This is a genomic window from Stygiolobus azoricus (assembly GCF_009729035.1).
GTDB classification, from domain to species: Archaea; Thermoproteota; Thermoprotei_A; order Sulfolobales; family Sulfolobaceae; genus Stygiolobus; species Stygiolobus azoricus.
Map to the genome: position 1 here is coordinate 1349457 of NZ_CP045483.1, position 26813 is coordinate 1376269.

A 26813-nucleotide genomic window follows, 5' to 3' on the forward strand; every position below is an offset into this window, starting at 1 on the left:
AGCTTCTTATTCTATTAAGTCTGTATGTTAGATCCTAACGTGAGAATTAAGATAAGGTGTTCGCTGGAATATACCAGTGAGAAATGTGGTTCCGTAGTGAGCTAGCGTAAAGGTAAATGGGAGTCTGACAAGATTTTAGTTGCCCTTCATGAGGTCATGGTGGAGCACCCTGAACACGGAGTAGTTAAGATTAAAGTTGATAGATTTATTAGGCTAAAGCTGAGGGAGATAAACGCTACAAGAGATTTATTGAGGATCGTAGCAGGAGATTTCGTTATCACTTCATGTAAGTCGTCAATAGGGACGAGCTTTCCAATCTGTAGTTTTCCCCATTTGCTTAAGTGTTCATGTGCTTTTTAATAACCACTTCCATAGAGGAGTTGCTTTAAACCCGTTAATTTTCCCTTCATAATCCCAAGTTATTATTACTCCTTCCTCGGCTTTCAAAGACGAACTTGCCTCCTTTAGACCTTCTATTTCTCTTTCCTCCACCTTCTCCGTAGCGTAAGTCACTTGAATTAAAACTTTAGGTTCGAAATTTTTAGACACAACGAAGTCGACTTCTCTCTTTTTACCCTTCCAATAAAATATTTCTCTATACCCCCTTCTCAATAGCTCGATATATACTGCGTTTTCCATTGCCCTAGAAATTGAGAACCCATAACCTAGGGCAGTTGGATAACCGGTATCAATTATATAAAGCTTTTTGGGATTAGTTCTCCTTTTACTCTCGCTCCTTTCGAATTCCTCAACTAGAAATGAAAAGTAAGTTTCCTTAGCCTTTGAAAACAGTTCTAGAATGGTCTCCTTACCTATCTTAATTCCTAACCCTTTAATGTAGTTGTAAACTCTGTTCACTGTAATGGGATTAGAGTAATTAGCTATTAGGAAGCTTGCGAAGGTTTCGGCGACATTAGGTTTAACTATCGAAAGATCTCTTACTATTACCGAATCGAAATATGACCTCAGGAGCCTAACCTTATCTTCCTCAAGAACAACTGCAGGGTAAGAACCGAACTGTAAATATTCCCTCAGAAGGGAGAGTATTTTGCCCCGTTGCAGAGTATAGTCCATCAAGGGATTGTAGACGAACCCCTTAAACCTAAGGAACTCCTTAAAAGATAAAGGATAGACTTTCATAATTTACACTCCTCCCCCTAAGTTCATCAGCTATATTTAAAGGAGTTAATTGTGAGGACGAACCGGAGAGAAAGATCTTAGCGTTTAACCTCTTCCTAAACCAACTACCGTAATCCTCTACGTTTTGAATCTCGTCGAAGAAAATATACTTAGGAGTTTTCCCAGTGAGTTCTTCAAAGTACAAAATTATCTTATCCAGATCGTTAACAGTTACGTTCTTTAACCTGTAATCGTCAAAATCAACGTACAATATTTCGTCACGAGAGGCTAAACCTCCTTCAATTATTTTCTTTATCGTCTGATAGATGAGGAAAGTTTTACCACTTCTTCTTCCACCGGTTATTGTGATTATATAATCCTTGTCCAATGGCAGGGATAAGTCCCTTTCTACTACATTAGGTAAAGGTGAAGTAAGCCACTCTGCTATAAAGCTCTTTATTTCCCCTTCCACAAGAATGGTGGTGATTACGAGTTTAAGTCTTTTTTCGACCAGTTTTGCGTAGTAACTGGTCGCTAAGAGACCACCTTAATTTCACTAATGTGATTCTAATACTATTAAAATATTTAGCGTTAAAGCGTCAAGTTTTACTAAAATACTTTCTAACATTATGAGGAAATTCCGAGGATCATACTAATTTAATTAGACTCTCTATAAGGGATATGTCTACTCCCCCAGAAGGAGTGAAACTTCTTATCCAATTTCTGTAACTCCTCAAACGAGGCTAAAAGATCACACGTAATACGTTGTGCAAGCCTTACTTTAGAACCTACGGAGCAATATGTTTAATTAGGTGAAGGCTGTCCTAAAATCACCTAATCAAGTGTCTGAAAAATAAACCCAAATACATTCAATGGACTAAAAGTATGCTAGACTCTTTGTGGGGGGTTTTTGATTTGTCCACACCTAGGCAAGTGTCTCACTAATCATAAGGAGTCTGTAACATCACCGTAATACATATTAATGTATAAACTTCTTTTTATTATAAAATGGAGTTTGGAGAAGTAATAAAGTCACTTTTTAGTTTACTGACTACACTCGATCAACCTTACCTCGGGGTCTCTCCTATTTCCAACATAGAGGACTCGACAACGGTACAAATAGTGGAGGAATTAGGAGAATGTGAGAGTTTAGCCACTTTCTCCTATCTAGATTCATCTTCAAGGATGATGGTCGTTAAAGGGGCTAACGTCTATTTCGCGTCACTGTATGCGAATCTTGTGACCGAGCACTTAATGATCCCGCAACAAGTGGAAAGACCCTTCATGGCTATAAAGGCATCAGAAGAAGTAAGAAAGTTGATTGAAGGAGACCAAGTGCTTTCCCAATTGGTCGCTATAAACAACGTAAATGGAGAGCCGTACTCAGAAGATTACAAGGATGATAACATACTTAACGAGTTGAGGATTTCCTTGGAGAACTATGCAATACAAAAGTCTAAATATGTGACCGTTGTAGATGGCCCAATAATACCTGGTCCCTACCTCCAAATGGTAGGAGAACCTTACAAATCCGCATTCATCACTTTAATAAACCAACGCAAAAAAGACAACCTGATAGGGATAGTAAAGAGGTTGAACTACAGTAGGAAATTAAGGAGGTCAGAGCTCATAAAAGAGCCTAAGTTATATAACGCTACGGACGACATAGTCGTAGAGTACTTAGGAAGGGGGAAAGAGTTTTACACTACTCCAATCTTGGAGGAGGAGGTAGACATAGGAGGGAATAAATACACTAGGTACATGGTTTACGTTAAGGTCAGGGATGGGGTGTTCAGGGTTGAGAGCCTATCTAAGAACTTACTTTGCAGAGGAGTTTACACAGCGAGAAAGTACGCGTCATACCGCGGTATACCAGAATTTATAGAAGCAGCAGATAGGTTATCAAGGAAGCTAAGTGCGTCAGCTTTCATTTTTGCCTTTAACATTGCCAGAATTACCACGGGTGTGAATTATGAAGATTGGGAGGGCTTAAGAACAGCAGTGCTGGACGTGAGTGATTGATATGGAAGAGAGGGAAGAGAACTTACAAAAAGGAGATAGGGAGGAGGAAATGAAACAGACTATTTCTGAGTCAACTGAAGCTCATCCTCTATCCCAGTTGATAGATGAGGCGAAAGAGAGGGCGAGAGGAAAGATAATAGGTATGGTATCCAGGGTTTATCCTGCTGAGTACGGAGAAGAGGAGAGGGAAGTTAAAATAGAGGTCTCCTTTGACACTTACTTGAACAGTAATGTACTCATAGGGTCTTATCTGGGTATCTCGTTACTCGTCTCGAAGACTTTAATGCTATCTAGGGTGAAGGCAGTTGCGAGGCAGGACATACTTTCGATATCTAAGGTACCTTCTCTGTTATCTCAAGAGAACGCAAGCGGTCTAATAACGCCTTTGGTAATCACCGTAGAACTACTCTCGGAAAAGGTTAACGGGGAAGTTGTACCGCCTTCTTCCCCCATTGACCCTCAAAGTCCCGTTTTCTTACCGTCGCTGGATTTCTTAAAGGAAATGTTGGGAATTCCAGAGGATGGAGTGAGAATAGGAAAAGTAATGGAAGGCTATAGGGAAATTGAAGTTGATGTAAGACTCAGCAAAGAGGCGTTAAAACACCACGTCTTAGTAGTAGGGACTACCGGTGCAGGTAAGACTAACTTGCTGAAAGTAATAATGAAGAACTCAGAGACCCCTTTAATTGTCTTTGACATTCAAGGAGATTATGTGAAGCCTGCGGTAGAAATAGGGGGATCAGTTATAGTCCCGGTGACACGGGACTATGGGACGGAAGTTGTGGAATTTATAAACGTCTTTCTAAAGAGGAGTAACTTGACGGAGTTTAGAACAATTGAACAAAAGGACAACAAATTCGTCTTGAGTAACGGTAAGTCGTCTTTCAACCTTTATTTGATCGGCTTTAGGTTTCCAGAAAATTACAAATTATTACCAGACATCGCTACTTACTTTTCAGCCCAGGCAGGTGAGTTCTTTAAGGTGATTTCAGAGAAATGTGTAAACGAAAACGACATCATTGATAATTGGGAAGAATACTGCAAGGACTTTATGGAGGATATGAACGTGCACCGTGCAACTCAGGATAATATAATAAGATCGGTTTACTTACTCTCTCAGACCGGTATTTTCGACGTGCCATATGGTAAAGGTGTAAATAAGAACTACTACCACGAGCCAAACTATACAGATATTATGAAAAGTAAGGCGGTAGTAGACTTAAGGTGGGCATTAGAAAGGGGAATAAGTTCCGCTACAATCGCCTCTTTCCTTATCATTACTAAGATCTTTAAGATAATTGATGATCGCTATAAGAAAGAAGGTAAGGAAACTGAGTATTTAATGATCTTCGACGAGGCTCATGAATATTTCCCGCAAGGAAGTAGAGAAGAAAATAAGGAACCTCTGGAGAGGTTGATAAACAAGATTATGAGGCTTGGGAGGGTTAGGGGAATAGGTACGATACTAGCTACACATAGGCCCACGGACTTAAACGATTTGATACTCACGTTAGCTAATACTAAAATCGCGATGAGAGCAGACGAGGACGCATTAAAGAGGATCGGTATGGAAAAATATTCAAAAGTTCTAAGTGTTGCTCCTCCAGGTTTCGGTGTAATCTCCTCATACACAATAAAGGTTAAAGAGCTGAATTTCAGGGCTGAAAAGTATCGAACAGAGTAAAGCTTTTGTCAGATAAGTCTCTCTTATCCCTTCAAAAGTGTTGTTGATAATTGGATAACGAGATATTATTTTTGCATACTAACTAAGGTATAATAATTTCCTCAAGTTCCCTCATACCTGCTGAAACTGATATAATCGATGTAAAAAATTACAGACTTTGATATTAACTCAATTAAAGCTCCCTTCAACTTGTTATCTATAACTGCTTACTATGTATCTCCCTGAATATACCTAAGTATCCTAGCCGCTAAAATACATTTAAACTGTGCAAACATGTTCACCTTTAATCTCTTCTTAAAGAAAATTTTATAATGTAATTTTCAAAGTACATTTATTATACTCGTTTCTTTCTGGTTACCCTCCATATGTTTTATAATCCCCGATTTAAAAAGTAATTAAATATGAGCGGAAAGATTACTGACGAGATACTTAACAATCCTCAATTACTATCAGCGTTGGCAGAAAAAATTTATGAGAAGCTTAAAGAAGAAATTGTGATAAAGAAGCTAGAAGAGAATAGTCAGAGTATAAAAGCTTTGCAGGAGGAGATAAGAAAGCACACAGAAGCGATCATATCATTACAACAAACTGTAAATAAGCACACGGATGCGATCGTATCTCTTCAACAAGCAGTAAAGGGTTTACAGGAAACTGTGAATAGACATACTGAAGCTATTACATCTCTTCAAGAAGCCGTGAAGTCATTACAAGAGACTGTTAAAAGACAAGGAGAAGCAATAGAGGGATTGCAGGAGGCTGTCAAAAAACAAGGAGAAGCTATTCAATCATTGCAAGAGGCGGTGAAAAGGCAAGGTGAAGCGATTCAGTCATTGCAAGAGACAGTCAAAAAACAAGGAGAAGCAATTCAGTCACTACAAGAGACAGTCAATCGGCATACACTAGCAATAGAATCTCTTCAAGAGGCTGTTAAGTCATTGCAGGAGGCTGTCAAAAAACAAGGAGAAGCAATAGAGGGATTACAAAGGGCGGTGCTTAGATTGGAGAGAGATGTTAAGAAACTCTCTGTTGAGGTGGGTAGTTTTACAAATAGAGCCGGAAAAGGTATAGAGAAAGTGATGTTGAAGCTTTACAAAAAAGCGTTAGAATTACACGGGGTCGATCCTAAGAAAGTTACTCATGGTACAATTGTAGATGAGGAAGGGATAATTGAGAAGGGAAAGGTGTTTGAAGTTGATTTTTATGAGACTAATGATTATGTGTATGTATTTGAGATAAAGAATTTAGCCGATAAGGGGGCATACGACCAAATTATTATCAGGAAAAAATTATTCTCTATAAAGTACAAGGATAAGAAAATAAAGATATTCTTAGTAGCGAATTTTGTAGATAAGAGCGTAAAGAAGAAGCTTGAGGAGGAGGGAGTAGAGGTTATTGCTTCACATGTAATCAAGTGATTATTAAACCTGTCGCTTTTCTCGATCTTCACTCAGTCCAAATTTACAATGTTTTCAAAAAGAGAGGCGAATGATTTATCCCTCGTCGTCATAACCACTTTCTTCTTATTAATCACCTCTTCTACCAACACTTTCTTCATCTCCTCATCCAAATACACCTCAGCGTCATCTATGAGTACTAGCTCACCATTCTTACTGGAGAGCAAAATCTCAGCAATCCTCTTCAAACCACGAGAAACTACTGGGTATCTTCTCCCGTCAATAAATACGCCGAAGTCAGTGATGGCCACCCTCTTATTCCTGATTACTACCTCGCCTTTAGTCTCAGTCACATAGACAGCTGGCCTAAAGCCCGAAAAGAAGAGGTCTAAGAAGGAGTTTATTACTGCGTTACTCTCCACGTCTTTTAATATGTCCTTGAGTAGGTCGAAATACTGGTATTTCTCTTTCCCCTTTGTGCCATAAACAATTTCCACATTAGTGCCTTTCGTATTAACTTGTATTTCCCCCACCGGTAAATCCTTATTTTCCATTTCTCTTACTTCGAACTTCACATCTCTTTTGAGGCTTAATCCCACGTTTACTCCCTCCCTCGTAACCTTTACTGACATAGTCCCTAAATCGCCTTCGAAGTCTACTTCACCCTCCCCGTTAATGATCTCCTTTATATCGGAACGGAAAGTCTCTTCAATGCTCCTCTTAAAGGTGTATGCCAATGCCTTTTTGAAATAATCGTCTATCTGTAAGGACTTTAACTTCGCTTCCTTTGCCCAGGCGTTAATCAATGCGTATAAAATCAAGAGAAGGGTTGTTTTACCACTGCCGTTATTACCAACGATAACGGTTGTCTTGTTTATTGAAAAACTAACGTCACGGATGGCTCCTATTCCCCTTACAGTTACTCTCATCAGTTATTCACCTCTTAATCTGGTAAGATTAAACAGTGTTTGTGTGAATTTTAACTTTGGGCAAAAAGTCTCACTATTAAGTAAATCACCATTCATTGAAAGCAGAAGGAAGAGTATATAGTTATAGTTATGAATTTGATATGTGCTCCTAGGAAAACTACTAAAACATCAGAGGTTTAAAGTTCAACTGAGGAACTAGTTAAAACTCAATTAACCTGCTTATAACGATTCAAGCTATAAAGTTCATAAAGGCTTTCCAGAAAAATTAGCAAAAGTGTCTTTAGTAAACATCGACATGACATGAACTAGTCGACAAATCTCTGCCAATAACGCTAACTCATTAAAGTCCTCGCTAACAGTGCCCCATTAGATAGTCGATCATTTAGTCAGATACTCACGTCTTCTTCACTCATACCACGTTGGGCTTGAGAGAAGCATATACAGCCTCACTCATAAAAAGAGACCTCTGAACTTTCTATAAGGGATTGCCTCTTTGTAACCACCTCACCGTATTGATCTTGTCTCAACTACTCTGTTACACTCAACCACACGACCCCAAAGTGACACGCGTGTAAATATGACTGAAAAAACGCTAAAGATGCTCTCGGCTAAACAACCTTTACTTCCCTAACCTCACTTCTAATGTCCACCATAACGATTTTTCCATTAATCTTATAATTAGCCTCTTTACCATTAACCAGTACTTTTCCTTGTAGTGAATAGAGTGATAAACTCTCTAGGTATAACGGCTTTGAGAAAGTTATTATCCCACCCTCGCTCTGAATCACAACACCATTATACACAACCCTACCGTCTCCGTAAACTAATAACCCGTCTGATAAAGGTATTATCGAACCCCTCCTCACGTATATCGGGAGTTCATGTTTTGAGTCCACCCAGCCCCTCACCTCTTCACCGTTCCAAAAATCAGCCCACTGGACCTTTATCGGTAAATATACCTTCCTCTTCTCACCTTGAAGTATTGGTGCATAAAGCAAATATTTACCGGCTATGTATTCATCATCAATACTGTAAGTGTCCTCGTCTTGCTGGAACTCGTAAAACAACGGCCTAACAATAGGGTGCCCTTTTTCGTGTGCTTCGACAGCAAGCATGTAAAGGTACGGGAGAAACTTATACCTCAAGTTTATTACTTCCTTAATCTTCTCTTTGTAAAACGAAGGTAGGAAAATAGGTTCTGTGTCTATCCCGTCCTTAGCCTTATGAGTCCTAAAGAGAGGGAAAAATAGGGAGATTTGGAACTGTTTAAGCAGCATCTCAGGTGAGTTATCGATCTCTTTCAGGTCCCTACCTAGAAAACCCCCTATATCTATACCTACGTAGGGTATTCCTGAAATCGACAACCCCAGTACTAACTGTAGCTGCAACTTCAACTGGTCCCACGAAGGAGTGCTATCCCCAGTCCACACAAAGGCATATTTCTGTATCCCCGAGTAACCGCTCCTCGATAGTATGAATACGTCCTTCCTACCCGCCTTTTCAAAGCCCTTAAACGTGGCTTCAGCCTCGTAGTAGGGGTATGCATTTCTTACCTTAGAGTGGGGTACGACCTTGTCCTTCAATTTATGAACTACGTTATCCGGGAAGGCCTTATACTCGGCTAGGTTCTTTAAATTTATTGGTAACTTCCCGAGGACATCGTTTATACAATATTCCATGCTGAAGTCTGTGGGCTCATTCATGTCTAACCATATCCCGTCGATCCCTTGAGAAAGCCATTCGGCTATTAGATTACTCCACCACTCCCTTGTTTCTTCCCTAAAGAAGTCCGGATAAACGCAGTTACCTGCCCATAATTTTCCCACGAAAAGGTCTCCTTTATCAGTCTCACAATACTTACCCAGACCAGATAAGAAGATCTTATAATTTTGGTCAGCTCTGACGCCATGATCAACTATAGTAATTATTTTAACCCCACGGGAGTGGAGTTCATCAATGAATTTTTTAGGATCGTAAAACCTATCCTTATTCCACGTGAAGAGCTTGAAAGAATCCATATAATCAATGTCCAAGAACACACCTGTGACCTTTATACCTTCTTTTTGGAGTAAGTCAACTAGCTCGACAATTTTGTCTTGTGGGTAGTAGGAATACCTTGAGATCATGTAACCGAAGGCCCATTCTGGTGGTAAAAATGGCTTTCCAGTAACTTCAACATACCTCTCAATCACCTCTTCAATACTAGGACCTTCTAGTATGTAGAATTCAAGTCCGTTTTCTGGTACTTTTATCTTGATTTTATCATAATCTTCAAATCCTATGTCAAAGATCAACTTAGAAGCAGAATTAATGAAGTAGCCCATCGCTTTTCCGTGAAGTAACGTGATCATAAAGGGTATATTAATGTAAAGGGGATCTTGGAACTTCTGATAGGCATAGTGATCCAAATTCCACATGATATACCTTTTTCTCCTCCTATCTAACTCTACTGCTTTTTCACCGAGGCCAAACACGTGCTCCCTCAAATCCAGAGGTTTCTCGATCACTATGTAATCCTTCTCTTCATAAACATTTAAGGAGAAATCGCTTAAGGACTTACTTGATTTAACTCCCTTAAAACCGAAATCCACTGGTGGAAGAGGGTCATTGACCTTCACCTTGTAAATTCCGTCCCTCTCTTCTATTTCAATCCTCATCGAGTTTCAACGAATTATCTCGTTCTTATGGTAATTAAATCTTACCGATCCTCTTCTTCGTTTTTCGATCCAGAAACCGAATAAATTGAGGTTTAAACTCAGAATTGAAGGGGTCGTAGATTACAAACCTCATTTTAGGAGACATTGCTAGATGTTTGTAGTTTTTAACAAAGGCTAGGAGAGGTTCAGTGAGGGCGATCTTCATAAAAGCAGTGGTTATAAGCACTTTATTACTCCTCCCAACCATCAAAAAAGATGATTAGAAAAAGAAGTGTTTACATTATCATCATCTTCGCCTCCAGAAGCACAGATGATTTCAATTCTAGAATTTAATCACTTACCTTCTCTTAGCTGCTCACAATATTTTAATAATCTGTCAGTTTACGACAAACAAGGTAAATGCACATGCAATTTCGGTAAAGTAATTTAAATCTCATGTTTAAAATTACAACATTTCTATAAATCAATTGTCAGTTAAAATTTTATAAAATAAATAAAGAAATATGGTTACACAGTGTTAATATATTTTCCATGAGGGTTATGTAACTTATACTTAATAGGATAGAGGTGAAAATATACACTCGGTCGGTATGTTAATACCAACAATTTGTCCTTTTTGTGGAGTTGGTTGTGGCTTACTATTAGACGTCGAAGGTGGAAAAGTAGTTAGGGTAATTCCAGAGAAAGACCACATAGTCTCAAAGGGGAAAATATGCGGTAAAGGAGCGACAGCCCACAAGACCTTATATTTGCCTGGTAGGTTAACAAGACCTTTAAAGAGGGTAGGAGACTCATTTGTAGAGGTTGGATGGAACGAGGCTTTAAACGAAATAGTTGAGAGGATTAAAGAGGTCAAGGAAAAATATGGAGGAAAAGCTATCGCTATTTACGGAGGTTGTCAGAACTCATTAGAAGAGGTCTATTTAATGTCAAAGCTGATCAGATTTTTAGGAAGCAATAATGTAGACTCATGTGCGAGAATTTGCCATGAGCCCTCAGCTACAGCATTAAAAGAGGTAGTGGGCATCGGAGCTTCAGGTACATCAGTAGAGGAAATACCTAACGCGAAAGTGTTAGTTATTGCAGGCGAACAGATAACGGAGAGTCACCCAGTGCTAACAGAGTACTTGATAGAGGCTAAGAAACATGGGACGAAAATTATAGTAATTGACCCAAGGTTTACGAAGACAGCTAAACTCGCTGACTTGTACATCCCGGTAAATCAAGGTACAGATGTTTACTTATATAATGCTGTCGGAAACTACCTGATAAAACGTGGTTTATACGATGAGGAGTTCGTGAAGGTTAGGACTAAGGGTTTTGAAGAGTACGCAAAGACTGTGTCACGTTATACCCTGGAAGAGGCTGAGAGGATAACGGGAGTCCCTAAGGAACTCATTATTAAGTTCGCTGAAATGATAACTATAAAACCAACAATCTTCTCATGGGGTTTAGGTCTGAGCGAAGGTGGGGGAATTAACGCCATAAGAGCGTTCCTCAACTTAATGTTATTGACAGGCAACGTAGGAATAAAGGGTGCCGGTCCCATAGTTTATAGGGGACAGTCTAACGTACAAGGTTCAGGTGATTTACTGAAACCGTGGATATTACCCAACGGACCGTTAAACGAGGAAAACGCTAAGAAGCTGGGAGAGCTATGGGGTTTTGAAATACCTTTAGAAAAGGGATTGACTGTTACAGATGCATTACTTACCGAAAATGACATCAGGGCAGTAATTTTGGTTAATTATAACGTTGCCCATAGCTTGCCTAATAAGAGCAAGGTGATCAAAAGGCTTAAGGAAATGGATCTGGTCGTGGTATTGGACTCTTATATGACGGATACTGCGAAGTTAGCCCATTATGTTTTACCAGTTGCTATGTGGGCTGAGAGTGAGGGTTCTGTAGTATCATTGGACAGATTAGTAAAGTGGAGGTTTAAGGCAGTTGAACCTCCAGGGGAAGCTAAACAAGCTTTATGGGTCTTGGCTGAACTGGCTGAGAGATTGGGACTTAAAGTTCCTAAAGACCCTAAGGTTATTTTCGAGGAGATGAAGAAAGTAGTAAAACTATACTCGTCGCTGAAATTGGAGGACGTCATGGATCACTCTAAGAACAGCAGATACCCTAACGGTGAGATTGTACTTTATGAAGACAAGTTCTATACTTCTGACGGTTTTGCTCATTTCATCCCAGTTGAGTACAGACCGGTTAATAGAAAAGGTCTAGTTCTCATCACGGGTAGGATAGTGACTAAGTACAACACTGATACTTTAACGACTTACATGAACGATGAGGAGGACATAGTCTACTTGAATGCTGAAGACATGAAATCGATGGGAATTAAGGAAGGACAAGAAGTTATTTTAAAGAGCGAGTGCGGTGAAGTAACTGTTAAGGCTAAGAGTGATCCAGGTTTGAAGAAGGGTTACGCGTTTATGATTAACTCCAGTGACTTAGTCAACTACGTGGTTTGTGATATATTAGATCCCGAGACTAGGATCCCGTATTATAAATCAACAGAGGTTGTTATTTTATCAAGATGACATCCCCCGGAAAAGCGAGGTTCCTATCATAGACTTATTATTTTTTGACTACATCTCTTATTTGAGAACCGATAGGGAGCTCCAGAACCTAACAAACTTTAATTCATAACGCCTAGTCCCCAAAGAGGAAAGGAAGACATTAATTAGGCAATTCCTGTAAGAACATAAACGTGCTTTGTCAACATGGAGCAAAATTGGTCCGTTCAAAGTATGCTGTCTAGTCGTGAAAAGCTAATAGTGTAGCATTCAAGTGACTATCCTTATACGACAAGCTATACATTATATGGGTTTTTTAGTCTAAGTGCAAATACTCTCTGGAGGGTATAACGTTGAAAAACACAAAACTGTGGTTGATATGTGCTGGAGTTGCGATAGTTCAACTTATACTGGGTAACGCGATCGTCATTTACGGCGAACTGTCGTACTTGATAGGAACTCACGCAGTATTAGCCGTCATATTACTCATATTATCAGTATACGGTTATACTAGAGTAAATGCTAACGTCCAGAAAAGGATTTTAATCGGGAACATCGCGTTGGTAATTACAACGTCAGTCTTGGGGTACTTATGGACGATTTTTTATAGCCCATTAATTACACTCATCCACTTTTTCCTAGCCTTGGGGGTTTTGTCGAACTTCTCGGTGTTATATGGGTTGGATCGAGGTAGTTATCAGTCCCCCAAAGCATAAAGGGACAATGATTAAGCTAACTGGTGTCGGACCAGATCGATATTACGTAGAACAGTGGAACATAGATGAAGACATAAGTGAAAAGAGAGGAAAATAATACCACTCCATTCAAATTTGGCATTTCATTTAACTTCGTAACATTTATTACACTTTCAGGATTATAATATCGCATGATAAAGGAACCTTACTCTACCTTAATTACCAACATGCTTGAGATAATGAAGGAGGAGTTTAAAGACGACTTAATTTCAGTAATAGTTTACGGAAGCGTTGCTAGGGGTGATAATAGAAACGATAGTGATGTCGACCTACTAATAATTATGAAAAACCTTCCTAAGGACAGCATGCTTAAGAGGATAAGGCTATTCGAAACTAAAGTAGAGGATAAGCTGAACTTAGACAAGTACTGGAAGATGGGGTATTACGTATCTCTTTCACCCGTGCTAAAAACACCGGAAGAGGCTGAGAAATTCTCCCCGCTCTATTTAGACATGGTTTATGATGCCGTAATACTCTACGATAGGGATTACTTCTTCACAAGAATATTGGAGAAATTAAGGGCTAGGCTACAAGAGTTAGGTGCTGAAAGGGTTAGGATGGGTAAGAAGTGGTATTGGGTGCTTAAGAAGGACGCAAAATTCGGTGAGTCAGTTGAACTTTGACCAATTCGCATATTCTTATATTTCACAAGCTGAAGAAAGAATACACTTGGCTAGAATAGAGAATGAAAGGAAGAAGTATAATATTGTGGTAAGATTGTGTCAAGAGGCTGTGGAGTTATCACTTAAAGCCTGCCTTAGGCTTGTTGATATAGAACCTCCTAAATTTCATGACGTAGGTCCTATATTGAAAAACAATTCTGACAAGTTTCCCCAGTGGTTTAGAGAGAAAATAGACCTTTTCGTTTCGTATTCTAGGTCTTTAAGGAAAGAAAGAGAGTTATCAATGTACGGTGATGAGGAATCTAATACACCAGCAGAGTTACTGTATTCTGAATACGATTCACAACAAGCGTTAAAGATGGCTGAAGAAGTATTGGACTATGCTAAGAAATTATATGAAGAGAAAAGAAATAGATAGTTTCTATAAAGGATTATTCAATTTGATGCCACTTGCTCAAATAGTTTGGACTTCATCTATTCATTTAACATAACCTGACTTTCTTCCTACCAGCGAGAGTTACCTTTCGAGGATTCGTAGTTTTCGTCTCGATTCGGTGGGCAGTCGAGTTGATCATGAACTAATCTGAGGGACTATTATCCTACGTATCGAGGAAAAAGGCTCCTCTGTTGTGAGTTCCTTGGAATGTTTACCCGTGGAATAAGTATACTTTTTCACGTGTCAGAGAGTAAAGCTAAACATAAATGTTCTACCTTATTTTCCCTACATTTTTTAAGAAAATATTCTTCGTTAAAGTCATTACGAACTTTGGAATACTTTATGACGTCCTTTGCTTTTATGACGTCTTTTACCCCCCTCTGTTTAGAAGATATTACGTAAAGTACGGCTAAATCTTCAGGTGACGTTAAGTAAATTCTTCCGACTCCTTTGATTACGATCTGCCTCCTTTTGGAGAGGAACTCTTTGGTTATGTTATATCCCGGAGGTTTAACTAAGTCAACCTTTATATCGTCGATAATCATTACGTATTGCCAATGTCCTACGTCATTAGGGGTTATTTTGTATTGTGAAGATACGTACTCGATTAATTCCGCTAACCTCTCATAATCATCTAAATCTACCAAGAAGTCTATATCCAAGGTAGTCTCAGGTGGTGCATAAAAGTTCCTTGCAAATCTACCTATAAGTGCGTAATCCGGGTAGAACCTCTCTATTAATCTCACTGCTTTTCTGAAAGCGTTTTTGTATTTCCATTCAATCTCCAAAATTCAACACCCAAACTTAATGAAAGTAAGACGTACTCAACCTTGGTCATATTCGTTTCCTTATCTAAGTAGTAGTTTAAGTAATCCCTAACATCATCTTCACTAACCTTATATTCTCTCGCAATCGTAAACAGCTCTTCCCACTTCTTTAACTCCTCTTTTCTTCCTAGATAATACCTCTTTGGCCTTTTACTCAATTTGTCCCACATTGTCACGTAAATGTAGTCTCCTTTAACTTGGATTTTCATCACTAAAATATACTATGAATTCATAGTATATATGCATTTACAGGATTGGAAGTCAGTATGTGGAGACCGCTTCAGAACTTCAAACAGTTATCTGTAGGGTAAAGAATAGTCAAGGTGTGAGTGCAAGAGTTACTAAGTTACTGGTCCGCCTAGAAGGGTTAACAACCTAGGAGGTGACTTATATCCTGACAGCATCTACTTACTAACTTGGCACCTTCTTTCACCATGTACTTCGGGAGAATTGCAATTAGCGTCACTAATAGTCAGAAGTCTGAATTCATTCCATATTTGTTAAAATATCGAAGAAGGTTAGTAAATATATTAAGCCTCACTTGGATTAGTATTTGTGATAAGATATACTTCTAAAGAAGTATTAGACCATGGTATCCCTTTAGGAGGAATTGGAGCTGGGAAGGTAGAACTTAATAACAAAGGGAAAATGGTAAACTTAACAATTTTTAATAATTGGCAGAAACCCGTAACCGGGATGAGAGGTTTTCATGTTTTCATAATGGGAGAGAGGAATTATTTTCTAGAGGATGATGTAATAGTAAAGGGTCTAGAACACATGTCAACCCTCCTTACGTATGAGGGAGAGTACCCATTTGTAAAAATATCAGGTGGAGATGCACAACTGACGGCTTTCACACCCATTATAAGAAATGACCTCATGGACTCTTCTTTACCAGCTTTCGGGCTTACAGTAAAAACTAAGAAGGGAATAATCGCAATCTCTGTAGCTAATCTCGTGGGGAGTTTCATTATAGGTAGAAAGAATATCCCTATAAAGAACGGCTTTAAAATGGTGAACGTAAAGAGTAACGATTATGACCCTGCAAAAGGTGACATGACCTTCATTTGTGACTCCGGAAAGGTAATCCACCAGTACAACATTAACCTACCACCACAAGAGGTGTTAAAAAACGGTTGGGTTAAAGAGCTCTATGAGTCCCCAGAACCTTGGCTAAGACTCATGGATGGCAACCTTTTCCCTCTGAATGGAGAAGCAAGGGGAATGTGGGACGATTTTGCTGGTATGGTAATCTCTCAAGATGAAGTTAAGTGTGTGTTAAGCTGGTACTTTAATAACCCTACTCACTCCTTCCCTTATACCCATTACTATTCTAATTTCTTTAAAGACTCTGAAGAAGTAGCTAGGTATTTCCTTGAAAAATTTGATGAACTAGAGAAAAAGACGATTAAGTTTCCCGATAGACCTTTCGGGGAAATCATATCCAACTTGGCATACATCCTTTCCTCGTCAACGTGGTTAACTAAAGACTCTAGGTTTGGCATAATGGAAGCACCAGAAGCCCTCCCGTTACTAAACACTATAGGTGGACTTACTTATGATGCAGGCTCCCTCCCCGTACTGTACTTATTCCCTGAGTTAGAGAGAGGGGTATTAGAGATGTTCCTTAAGGCTATAAGGGAAGACGGTTACGTGCCACACGACTTAGGCTATTTAACCTTCGAAGCTCCTACCGATGGAACTACGGCACCTCCTGAATGGAAAGATACTAACTTAACCCTTATCTTGGAAGTGTATAGGTATTATAAAGTAACAAAAGATATTGAGTTTTTAAGGGAGTTCTATCCCTATATCTTAAAGGCGTTCTCTTGGCTAAGGGATAAGGTGCCCTTAAAAGAGGGTAGTGGGGATGATGCGTTTGACGTTAACCCAGTAAAAGGTTATGATTCATATATTACGTCAATGACATACATTGCATCTGAGGCAATGGAGAAAATAGCTGAATTGGTGGGTGATAAAGATACGGCAGAGAGAGCAAGAAGATTAGCTGAAAAGTCGTTGAAGGAGTTGAGATGGAATGGAAAATTTTATGAGGCGTGGGAGGAGCCCCGTACTGATGCTCTATTCCTCGGTCAGTTCATAGCCTTTTGGTGGGCTGAATTATTGGACTTACCTTACGACAAAGACAAGATAAGAACGGCGTTAAGGGAGGCTTATACCAGGATAAAAAAGGGTAAGCACTTATGCTGCGTCCCTAACGCAATTAACTTGGATGGCTCACCTTATGAGTATTCGCCCCAAACTAAGAGCTCTTGGATAAGGTTAGTATTTGCGACTGCCACTTTGGGACTTTGGTTAGGACTGGAAGAGTGGAATGAAATATTGGAGCTAGAGTGGAAGGCGTTAGTAGAGAGAGGGATGGTTTGGAATCAACCCTCCAGAATAAATGTAATTACGGGGTTTCCAGACGTTTACCTGGATCATTATATCGGGAGTCCTGTAATTTGGGGGATTTTAGTAAAAGAAATTATTAAAGAAGTATAGACTGAGATAAGATAAATTTTAATACTTTTTTATTTTCGATTAGAGAAGAGTATGATTATCATCTATCTAATGATGTTAACAACGACCTTCACCAGCTGTGTTGATCTTAACAGTTTTTCATCAGATAAGAGAAGCAGTAGTACAACAAGGAACAGAAAAACTGGCATCTCTAGTAAGTTCCCTAGCTAATAAACACGCTATTTTAGCTTTAATACTAGCATTCATTCACTTATTTATCTGCCTACTTCAATAGAAGGTTAAGCTCGTTAATCTCCTCGTTTAATAATGAAAAATGTTTTACAATTACTTCATACAACTTATATAAATTTATTTATAAGCAATATTCTAACCTTTACAATCCGATATTATGATCACTAGTGGAAAGTATTAGAAAAAGCTTATAAATACTAAAAGCATAAATAAATAAAAAAGGATTTCTAGAATTTTAGGATGTGTAACTCTGTGGAAAAATTTTCCTGCTCGTAAAAACAATATTATCTACCTAGGAAGAGAATAGAAACTAATTTGAGAAATTATTTATCAAGTATAAGCCTGATATTATATAATTTTTAAGTAAACTAGACTCTGTAAGTTACAACCTTATAATTAACTATAAATACCTCTTGAACGTAAAGGCTTACTATGAAGACTTCTGAAATATTAAGGGAAAAAGTAAGAGATCTATGGGAAAAATACGTTAAACATGAATTCGTCAAGCAAATGAGGGACGGTACCCTACCGTTAGAGTCCTTCCGTTATTATTTAATTCAGGATTCTAAGTACGTAGAGGTAATGTTAAAGAGTCTCATGAGGGCCTCCTCATTTGCACCTACTAACCAGGCTACTAAAGTCCTATCCTCTATACTTTTAACTAGGGACAAGGGAATGGAAGTACACAATTATCTCTTGAATAAGCTAAACATAACTCACGAGGAAATAATGAGGACTGGGTATAACTTAGCAAATTATGCATACACTCGCCACTTGTATTATTACTCCACTAAAGGTTGGAAGGAATTTTTATCAGCTTGGGCCCCTTGCATGTGGGGCTATTACGAAGTTGGAAAGTTTGTTATAGGCTCTCCAAACGAGCTGTATTCTAAATGGGCTGAGTTTTATGCTTCAGAGGACTATAAAATGAGGGTTGATGCGATTCTTGAAGCTTTAAACTCATATGAGTTTGACGAAAACTTGCTAAAACCTTTTTCTGCAAGTGTTAGATTTGAAATAATGTTTTGGGATTATTCCTTAAGAAGGGAAGAAACACCTTTTCACGAGATCACGTAGTTTTAGTAGAGCCTACTTCCTCACCACCTAGAAAGGCATGGTATTACAAAAGATTTTTCTATCGATGACCTCTTGATCAATAATTAACACTGCTCACTTGGGTAGGTTATTTCCCCACTAGTTAGGGGTAAGCGTGCATTGGTTCTTTGAAGGAATGTTCCGGCCACGGACAAAAACATCTCACAACAGTAGTACTAATGTGGAATCGTGAAAGAAGGGATAAACGATAAGGCTATACCACGTTCGGTGAGTTGTTGATTCATCTATACCTTCACCTCCTCTAGACTTTAACCTGCCTCTAACTCGCCTCTTATCTTCATATAAAACTTAAAGGCTAAATCCCCCTATGTTAATACTTTAACTTCACTACTTACAGCTAATCTCCCTTAATTTTCCTCAAAGACTGTATATTCCCTTCACATATTAATTATAAACCTTTTCTCATGATGCTTAACATTTGGTAAAAAGGTTTAATTTTAAGGTGCGAGAGAAACTCTCAATATTTAACGTCATACAATCCCTAATGACTCTTAACATCACGGTAAGCTTAAGTTTTCTGACATAAATATTATAATGTGCAGACTTTTACCGTGAAGGAGGTCATTTATCACATAACTCCTCACGGTAACTTTAAGGAGTACAGAGAAGTAACAGCTACTCGCTATTTCACGGGGCATGGGTGGACTTTAACTAAGGTAAATGAGGCCAAAATCCCAGAACACGAACCATGTACTTCGTATAGGTCTCCAACAGTAGATCAGTTTTCCAAAGCCGAGAGGATCAGAATTACCGAAGGTTATGCTATTTCTAAGTTACTCACTCGTGTAGTTGACCAATGCGTAGAAGAAAAAGTGGTTAACATTGTGGAATACAAAGGTGTTAAGTTCTCCTATGCTGGAGACCCTTCTGATATCCCCACGGTAATAGACTACTTAAAGGATACGGTTAAGGAGACTACACAGTTAAGGGTGTTTAGCTTAGAACGGACTTACGGTATTTTAGACCCAGAGGCAACACTTCATCTTTTCCACCACGTTATATCCATGCTAAGGGCTGACAGACCTATGCTGAAGCTTGAAGAGAGGTTTTCACAGAATGTGACTGTATTCGATGACCCTTTGAACCCAAACCTCATCGGTTTCTCTACATTTGATGACGAGGGGGTGAGGACTAGGAGAAAAGAGGTCATTGGAGACGGTTACGTGTTGAGTTATTTAGGAACACTAGGTACAGGTGAGCCGGGAAACGCCAGAGGTGTGATCCCTAAGCCAGATTATTTCAACCTAATCGTTAAGAACGGGGACTGGAGTTTAGAGGAGTTAAGGGAGGAGACTAAAGAGGGGTTGATTATAACTGGTGTTGAAAGGAGTGAGTTAGTAAAGAACAGTATAAGGATTTTTCCAAGAAGAGTAACGCTGATAGAAAAAGGAGATATAGTAGTCAGGGAGATAGCTATCCCTTTACAAGAGCTTCTCACTATTGATGCCTTGACCCAAGAAGCTAGAAGTGGTTATATTGATGATCAACACGGAGGCATAGCTCCTTATTTAAGAATGAAGGTTAGACCAATAATATATTAAAAACGATAACCGTTGAAGAGACCATATAACTATTAATAATTAATATTTAGGTATATCTAATTAAAATAAGCTATATTAGTTTTAAAATTTTCACAATATTATCTATCTCATTTCTATGAATTTATCTATAACTTAGCGTGAATTAGATTTTTATATTATCCTTTCCTTATGAGTATAGACATTAAAGCTTCTTCCACGTAAAAAACTTAGTAACTCCAGCCTCTTCTGCTATTTCAATTGCTAAACTAGTAGGTGCTGATATCCCACATATTATTGGGATACCGACCTTTATTGCTTTACTTACTATCTCATATCCTAATCTTCCACTGACTTGCATTATATATGAGTTAGCTGGTAATTTTCTCTCTAACATTAATTTTCCTATTATCTTATCTACAGCGTTATGCCGTCCTACATCTTCATATTCACCGTCTATGGTAAATAACACAGAAACATGAAGTCCTCAATGCGTTTTGCTTCTGCTTTAATTTCTCTTGGGAGAGGTATAGAATCAGCAACTATTTCTTTTTTCGCCACCTCTTTTACTCCGTCATGTCTAAAAACTCCAACCACTTAAGAATCTCAACATCTCTCTTCGCGTGTTCAAGTCTCTATAACTTCTCGTTAACGAATTGCAAGATCATCTTACTCCAGTTGACGTTGTACTTTACTATCTTCTGTTTCAGTTCCTTATTGCTTGAGATCTCATAATGCTACAAGGTTTGAAGGTCTTCTAAAGGTATTATTGACCTAGTTTAAATTGGAATTTCATATAAATTTTTAAGAAGAAGAGATTTTAAAAATTAGTTAAACGTGGGTAACTTTATTAAAATCATTTTATATATACGAAAGTTAATTTCAAATCATGCCTTTTGATTTTGAAGACCTTGGTATGGGAGTACTCTTAATAAAGCCAAAGACCTTTCCTGATAAAAGAGGGTTCTTCCTTGAAGTGTTTAAGTCTACAGATTTCAGTAAATATAACATTCCAATACCACTCCAGGTTAACATGTCCTTCTCAGTTAGAGGAGTAGTGAGGGGTTTACATTATCAGATGACACCAAAGGAACAAGGGAAGCTCGTGTTCGTCCCCAAAGGGAAAATATTAGATGTCGCAGTAGATATTAGAAGGTCTTCTCCAACATTTGGAAAGTACGTAAGTGTGGAGTTAAGTGAGTCAAACCACTACATGCTATGGATCCCACCGGGATTTGCCCATGGTTTTCAAGCTCTTGAAGACTCCTTAGTCGTTTACTTCGTCACGCATAACGATTATTCACCTCAACACGAGAGGTGCATTAACTACTCGTATATCGACTGGGAAATAAAAGAGGTCATATTAAGCGATAAGGACAGCCAATGCCCTCCTTTAGATTGGGCTGAAGTGTTTCCCTAAACCCTACCGTGTTCTTATTAATTGGTTGTAGGTTATATTTACGTTATACGAGGGTCTCTCCATCATTCTCATAGTATAATTAATCCTTTTTATTCATCACTTTTTATTAATTATATTCTACAAGATCATTTTTCTATTCCACTAACTTACATTAGAAAAAAAAGATTTATAATTTCTATTGAATAATAAGTGCAATGCGAATATTACTGATTGGAGCCGCGGGTCAGTTAGGCATTGAGTTAGGCAAATTACTTTCTAATAAACATCAAGTCATCAAGTTGTACAACTCATCAGAAATCCCTGACGGTTATAAGCTGGACATAACCGAATTTATACGTCTGGAAGATTTCATAATCAAGACTAGACCCGAAGTTGTAATAAACACTGCAGCTATGACTGACGTAGACAAGTGTGAAACAGAAAAAGAGAAGGCATATAAAATAAACGCTGAAGCAGTAAGGCACATGGTGAGGGCAAGTAGGATAATAGATGCTTACTTTATTCACATTAGCACAGACTACATTTTTGATGGAATAAAGGGCAACTACAAAGAAGAGGACTTACCCAACCCAATAAACTATTATGGACTCACCAAGCTAATAGGAGAGGCCTTTGCTTTATCATATGACGACAGTCTTGTTATAAGGACTTCTGGAGTGTTCAGGCACAAGGGATTTCCAGTCTACGTGTATAAGACATTAAAGGAGGGAAAGACAGTCTTCGCGTATAAAGGTTATTACTCACCTATTTCCGCAAGAAAACTCGCTTCAGCTATAGAGGAGTTGTTAACCCTTAGAAAAACCGGTTTACTAAACGTTGCAGGTGAGAGGATATCGCGTTATGAGTTAGCATTAAAGATTAAGGAAAAGTTCAATTTGTCAGGAGAAGTGAGGGAAGTAGATGAGATTAAAGGGTGGGTAGCTAAGAGACCCTTCGACTCCTCTTTGGACTCCTCCAAGGCTAGGAAGTTTTTATCTGTTGATTTTTACACTTTAGACCTAGACGGTATGGTGGTATGAGATGGAGGCAGTAATCCTACACGGGGGTCAAGGGACAAGGCTTAGACCGTTAACCCACACCGGTCCGAAGCAGTTGATAAAAGTAGCAGGGAAACCGGTTTCACAGTGGGTTTTAGAACAGATCAGGGACGCAGGGATAAGGAACGTAATAATTATCTTAGGCGATAACACACCAACACGTGTTGTAGACTATTACGGTGACGGTAGTAGGTTTGGGGTTAGGATAACCTACGTTTATCAAGGTAAAGCTAGAGGACTAGCTGATGCTGTTTATAAAGTGAAGGACGTAGTGTCGGATAGGTTCTTAGTTTACTTAGGGGACAACGTGGTTCCTTACGACCTGAGTAAGTTCTCCTCTTTTAAGGGCTCGGCTTCAATCCTACTCGCTAAGGTTGAAAACCCTAACAGGTTTGGCGTAGCCGTGATAAAGGACGGGAGGGTCATAAAACTAGTCGAGAAGCCTAAAGAACCGATTTCTGACTTAGCCCTAGTAGGTGTTTATGGGTTTACGAGGGAGATCTTTGATATTATCGAATCGTTAAAACCAAGCTGGAGAGGCGAACTTGAGATAACAGATGCAATACAAGGGCTGATAGACAGAGGAAGGGAAGTAGATTATGAAATAATTCAGGGTTGGTGGAAGGACACGGGAACTCCAAGGGATATCTTAGAGGCTAACGCGTTCTTGTTAGACAGATACGCTGAAAGGAAGGTTGAAGGTGCAATAGAGAACTCTACAATTGACGGCAGAGTGATAATTGAGAAAGGAGCTGTAATAAAGAACTCTGTGGTAAGAGGACCAACTTACATAGGAAGTGGTACTAAAATTGTCAACTCCTATATAGGACCTTTCACTTCCATTGGCGATGAGAGTGAAATATCAGACAGTGAGATAGAGTACAGTGTAATCCTTGACCGCGTTAAGATAAGGGGAGTGACACTAATGGACTCTTTAATAGGCAACAACTCTACTGTTGAAAAGGGTGGAAGGTGGCAAAAATTAATTATAGGCGAGAACTCTTCGGTGATACTATGAAAATCATCGTAGTTGGGGGAGCGGGATTCATAGGTTCTGCTTTCGTAAGGGAGTTAAACAAGAGGGGTATCAGACCCCTTGTTGTCGACCTATTAACCTATGCAGGGAGGAAGGAAAACCTTAAGGAGACAGACCACGACTTTATCCAGGCTGACGTAAGGAGCGACCAAATACACGACATAATTAAAGACTATTCACCTGATGTAGTGATTAATTTCGCAGCTGAGACTCATGTAGATAGATCGATTTACAAACCCCAGGATTTCGTAACCACCAACGTGCTCGGTACCGTAAACTTACTTGAGGCTTCAAGGAAGTTCGGTTTTAAATACATCCACATTTCAACAGACGAGGTATACGGTGAGGAGTGCGGAGATGAAAACTCACCTCTAAGACCCTCATCACCTTATAGCGCCTCTAAAGCATCAGCAGACCTATTTGTAAAGGCTTACGTGAGGACTTACGGTATAAACGCGATTATAGTGAGACCTTCTAATAATTATGGCCCCAGACAGTTCCCTGAAAAGTTAATACCAAAGGCTATAATCAGGACACTTCTAGGTATGCATGTACCCGTGTATGGTGATGGTAAAGCTGAAAGGGATTGGATATTCGTAGAGGACACTGCTAGGATAATTTTCGACGTGATGAGCAAAGCGGAGTGGAGAGGAGAAGCTTATAACATCCCGGGTGGACAGAGATATAACGTGCTTGAGGTACTGAAGATGTTAGAGGAAGTTAGTGGCAGAGAGGTTAGGATAAAATTCGTCTCAGATCGACCTGGTCACGACAGAAGGTATTGTATGACGACTACTATGAAGTATGAAGTAACACCCTTCAAGGAAGGACTGAGAAAAACTTACGAGTGGTATTTGAATAGCAAATGGTGGTGGGAGCCGTTAATTACGGATAAGTTCTTCGTAGAAGATGAGCCGTGGCTAGCAGTAAAGAGTAAGTAGTCGTAAGGGAAGTAGAGTTTTAAATAGCAAGCACCTTTCCAAAAGGTAAAAGGAGGAACGAAGGGGAATTTTGTATCTTACAATGGGAAAATCATAGTTTCCTTTGCGTCCTCTATAAGTATACGATAAATGTAGCAGAAAGGGTCTTACAGTATTATGACGAATTATTTGAGGATTACTAAAGTGAATGAGAGTGGTATAGAAGTCTAGATCAATTAAAGATAGAATCAGAGATGATAAGGGAAATTAGTGAAAAGAGAAAAAACATAGTCTTTATTTCCTCTTTAACAATAATAGAACTGCTCCGACTATAACTAACACTACTATAATTCCCACAATTGGAATTATATAATTCGACATTACGCCCGAACTTGCACTAGTATAACCATAAACTACATAATAAGTAGTAGATGGGTCGTCTACAACCACTACTTTACCATGATAAACAAAGTAGTCTTCAGGGTTAAGCTCAACCATACCATCCGCAGTCTGCTTAAACACTGCAAAACTCTCGTTTCGTAACAAACTAACGTTAAACATTATGTATCCACTCCCGCTGGCATTGACTACTTGGGCTGTATAGGACTTACCTCCGATCGTCACATTACTTACACTTACAGATTGAGGAGTTACCACACTTACAGTTACGTAAGAACTGTTGGGATATATTATCACATACTCTCCTGAACCACTAACGTTTACGTAAACCAGTGATGCGGGGTAAACAATGTACACAGGGTGATAGAAGTTTACATTAGCAGTACTTTCCACTCCGTTGTTAGTTATACTCACTATGGCTATATTACCGTTAATGTTAACCATACTCATCGTCTTTGCCTTGGCATAAGGCACCCCTTCATTTATTACTACCCTTATGTGGGACTCAACTTGGTTAAACGTTACATTGAAGAGGAAACCCTGATGGGATAAGTAGCTTGAGCTGAACGCGTTCTCTAGATATGCTAATGTGCTACCGTTAATGCCGAAGAATTCTATTGCACTAAATTCCACATTTTCTTCAGCTTGTAAGGATGGTAATGAGATAGAACCCTGACCCTCTCCTTCCCAGATCATCGCGGGAACATAAGTGCCGTTATAGTACGCTACTGTTACGTTATATGGTGCCTCAGCTTGTACTCCCTCAGATTCAAAATGAATTTTTTTATACCTTTCTGGGGTAGTAGAATTCACAGTTAGTGTAAATGAAGCTTCACCTATTTTCTGTAAAGACACTTTCACTAACGGTAAACTCTCGCTCAAAACATATTGTGAGGTCTTATGGGAGATCGTTAAAGTCACGTTGGCAAAGGTGCTACCGTTGAGGAACTGTAGAACTAGTTCTGCACTGGAGTTGAAATAGGCTAAACCGGAAATGGTGCTGGTAGTATTAAGGAAACCCGCCCATACTACTTCCTCTATTACGTTAGGCTCAATTAAGAGCACCCTTGCCAATTGTGGTATTTGGGAAGTAACATTTATTGAGAATGGCGATACAGTCACCACTATATTTCCAGTATAGGTTTGTAGTTTGCCGGTCTCCACGGCGTAGTGGAAACTGGTATAAGAAATTGTAGACTGTTGTTCATTAGTCGTGTTATATGCAGTGTAAGAGTAATCGTAAGTTATTCCTGAATGAGTTACCATTAGCCTTGACATGTACTGTTGGTACATAACTATGTGTTTAGGAGTTTGTGCCGTAGGAACTAGTGAGAACATCGGTATTAAAAATAGGACGACTAAAAGAGATGAGGCAAATATTTTCTTTCCGTTCATTAAATGATACTTGAAGCTCCTAGCTAAAAATTTTCTCGTAATAAATAGGAAAACTAGTAATCCAATACGTTTAGTAAGATAGAGGAAAGTAAGAAAGAACTGATTGAACTGAATCTTTATATAGAAAGTTGTAGCGTATTGCTACTATAATTAAATCTTAATTACGTCATCAATCACATTCTCTGGTAAGCGAGAAAGGAGCAGGGAGTTCAGGGAAATACTTAATAACTTAGCTCCCGTTTGTCCCTAGAGGGTCATCCTGAGTATTTTAGTGTTGTTTTGTGTCTCCT

22 protein-coding genes and 1 pseudogene are annotated in these 26813 nt (G+C 38.9%); 14 read left to right on the top strand and 9 right to left on the bottom strand.

Annotated elements, in window-relative coordinates:
- Positions 1-345 precede the first annotated feature (345 nt).
- Positions 346-1140 (bottom strand): ATP-binding protein, encoded by a 795-nt coding sequence (locus tag D1868_RS11145; protein WP_231112338.1) that lies wholly within the window; start codon positions 1138-1140, stop codon positions 346-348.
- Positions 1115-1591 carry an ATP-binding protein gene (locus tag D1868_RS11150; RefSeq protein ID WP_231112339.1) on the bottom strand — a complete coding sequence of 159 codons (477 nt, stop codon included), beginning with the start codon at positions 1589-1591 and terminating at the stop codon, positions 1115-1117. Before D1868_RS11150 ends, D1868_RS11145 begins: the two co-directional genes overlap by 26 nt.
- A 536-nt stretch (positions 1592-2127) precedes the next feature.
- Here D1868_RS11150 and D1868_RS07405 point away from each other — a divergent pair.
- The 3 genes from D1868_RS07405 (at position 2128) to D1868_RS07415 (ending at position 6240) form a co-directional block, all read left to right on the top strand.
- Positions 2128-3141, top strand: a complete 1014-nt coding sequence (locus tag D1868_RS07405; RefSeq protein WP_156006984.1) for a DNA double-strand break repair nuclease NurA — start codon at positions 2128-2130, stop codon at positions 3139-3141.
- 1 nt (position 3142) lies between these two features.
- Positions 3143-4825: an ATP-binding protein gene (locus tag D1868_RS07410; protein WP_156006986.1), complete on the top strand. Its 1683-nt coding sequence runs from the start codon at positions 3143-3145 to the stop codon at positions 4823-4825.
- 401 nt (positions 4826-5226) lie between these two features.
- Positions 5227-6240, top strand: a complete 1014-nt coding sequence (locus tag D1868_RS07415) for a coiled-coil domain-containing protein (protein WP_156006988.1) — start codon at positions 5227-5229, stop codon at positions 6238-6240.
- 32 nt (positions 6241-6272) lie between these two features.
- Here the strand turns inward: D1868_RS07415 and D1868_RS07420 are convergent, their stop codons facing one another.
- The 3 genes from D1868_RS07420 to D1868_RS07430 all read right to left on the bottom strand — a co-directional run bounded on the left by D1868_RS07420 (position 6273) and on the right by D1868_RS07430 (position 10031).
- Positions 6273-7148 (bottom strand): AAA family ATPase, encoded by an 876-nt coding sequence (locus D1868_RS07420; protein ID WP_156006990.1) that lies wholly within the window; start codon positions 7146-7148, stop codon positions 6273-6275.
- Positions 7149-7756: 608 nt separating this feature from the next.
- Entirely contained in the window at positions 7757-9805 is a 2049-nt protein-coding gene (gene malA, locus D1868_RS07425) for an alpha-glucosidase MalA (RefSeq protein WP_156006992.1), read from the bottom strand.
- Between the two features lie 34 nt (positions 9806-9839).
- On the bottom strand, positions 9840-10031 hold the full coding sequence (locus D1868_RS07430) for a hypothetical protein (protein ID WP_156006994.1): 192 nt from the start codon (positions 10029-10031) through the stop codon (positions 9840-9842).
- A gap of 364 nt (positions 10032-10395) precedes the next feature.
- Here D1868_RS07430 and fdhF point away from each other — a divergent pair, with 364 nt between their 5' ends.
- The 4 genes from fdhF to D1868_RS07450 all read left to right on the top strand — a co-directional run bounded on the left by fdhF (position 10396) and on the right by D1868_RS07450 (position 14123).
- Complete coding sequence (gene fdhF, locus D1868_RS07435) at positions 10396-12351, top strand: formate dehydrogenase subunit alpha (protein WP_156006996.1); 1956 nt, start codon at positions 10396-10398, stop codon at positions 12349-12351.
- Positions 12352-12680: 329 nt separating this feature from the next.
- A complete protein-coding gene (locus D1868_RS07440) occupies positions 12681-13043 on the top strand; it encodes a hypothetical protein (protein ID WP_231112340.1) in 363 nt (120 codons plus the stop codon).
- Positions 13044-13213: 170 nt separating this feature from the next.
- Positions 13214-13705 (top strand): nucleotidyltransferase domain-containing protein, encoded by a 492-nt coding sequence (locus D1868_RS07445; RefSeq protein ID WP_156006998.1) that lies wholly within the window; start codon positions 13214-13216, stop codon positions 13703-13705.
- Positions 13695-14123 (top strand): HEPN domain-containing protein, encoded by a 429-nt coding sequence (locus D1868_RS07450; RefSeq protein ID WP_156007000.1) that lies wholly within the window; start codon positions 13695-13697, stop codon positions 14121-14123. Before D1868_RS07445 ends, D1868_RS07450 begins: the two co-directional genes overlap by 11 nt.
- 254 nt (positions 14124-14377) lie before the next feature.
- Here the strand turns inward: D1868_RS07450 and D1868_RS07455 are convergent, their stop codons facing one another.
- Positions 14378-14929 (bottom strand): nucleotidyltransferase family protein, encoded by a 552-nt coding sequence (locus D1868_RS07455; protein WP_156007002.1) that lies wholly within the window; start codon positions 14927-14929, stop codon positions 14378-14380.
- Positions 14884-15177 carry a hypothetical protein gene (locus tag D1868_RS07460; RefSeq protein ID WP_156007988.1) on the bottom strand — a complete coding sequence of 98 codons (294 nt, stop codon included), beginning with the start codon at positions 15175-15177 and terminating at the stop codon, positions 14884-14886. The genes D1868_RS07455 and D1868_RS07460 overlap by 46 nt, the downstream gene beginning before the upstream one ends.
- A gap of 346 nt (positions 15178-15523) precedes the next feature.
- Between D1868_RS07460 and D1868_RS07465 the strand changes: the two genes are divergently transcribed.
- The 3 genes from D1868_RS07465 to D1868_RS07475 all read left to right on the top strand — a co-directional run bounded on the left by D1868_RS07465 (position 15524) and on the right by D1868_RS07475 (position 20340).
- The gene (locus tag D1868_RS07465) at positions 15524-17473 is read left to right on the top strand and encodes a GH116 family glycosyl hydrolase (RefSeq protein ID WP_156007004.1); all 1950 of its coding nucleotides are present in this window, start codon (positions 15524-15526) and stop codon (positions 17471-17473) included.
- A 642-nt stretch (positions 17474-18115) separates the two neighbouring features.
- Complete coding sequence (locus tag D1868_RS07470; RefSeq protein WP_156007006.1) at positions 18116-18760, top strand: TenA family protein; 645 nt, start codon at positions 18116-18118, stop codon at positions 18758-18760.
- 575 nt (positions 18761-19335) lie between these two features.
- Positions 19336-20340, top strand: a complete 1005-nt coding sequence (locus tag D1868_RS07475; RefSeq protein WP_156007008.1) for a metallopeptidase TldD-related protein — start codon at positions 19336-19338, stop codon at positions 20338-20340.
- 150 nt (positions 20341-20490) lie between these two features.
- Here the strand turns inward: D1868_RS07475 and D1868_RS07480 are convergent.
- Positions 20491-20803 (bottom strand): annotated as a pseudogene (locus D1868_RS07480) (formate dehydrogenase accessory sulfurtransferase FdhD); the annotation flags it as partial.
- Positions 20804-21205: 402 nt separating this feature from the next.
- On the opposite strand from D1868_RS07480, the gene rfbC reads away from it, so the two are divergent.
- The 4 genes from rfbC (at position 21206) to D1868_RS07500 (ending at position 24750) form a co-directional block, all read left to right on the top strand.
- Entirely contained in the window at positions 21206-21736 is a 531-nt protein-coding gene (gene rfbC / locus D1868_RS07485) for a dTDP-4-dehydrorhamnose 3,5-epimerase (RefSeq protein ID WP_156007010.1), read from the top strand.
- 194 nt (positions 21737-21930) lie between these two features.
- Positions 21931-22755, top strand: a complete 825-nt coding sequence (locus D1868_RS07490; RefSeq protein WP_156007011.1) for an SDR family oxidoreductase — start codon at positions 21931-21933, stop codon at positions 22753-22755.
- A 1-nt stretch (position 22756) separates the two neighbouring features.
- On the top strand, positions 22757-23791 hold the full coding sequence (locus D1868_RS07495) for a glucose-1-phosphate thymidylyltransferase (RefSeq protein ID WP_156007013.1): 1035 nt from the start codon (positions 22757-22759) through the stop codon (positions 23789-23791).
- Positions 23788-24750, top strand: a complete 963-nt coding sequence (locus tag D1868_RS07500) for a dTDP-glucose 4,6-dehydratase (protein WP_156007015.1) — start codon at positions 23788-23790, stop codon at positions 24748-24750. The genes D1868_RS07495 and D1868_RS07500 overlap by 4 nt, the downstream gene beginning before the upstream one ends.
- Before the next feature lie 273 nt (positions 24751-25023).
- Here D1868_RS07500 and D1868_RS07505 read toward each other — a convergent pair whose 3' ends face one another.
- A complete protein-coding gene (locus tag D1868_RS07505) occupies positions 25024-26523 on the bottom strand; it encodes a hypothetical protein (protein WP_156007017.1) in 1500 nt (499 codons plus the stop codon).
- Positions 26524-26813: the final 290 nt, after the last annotated feature.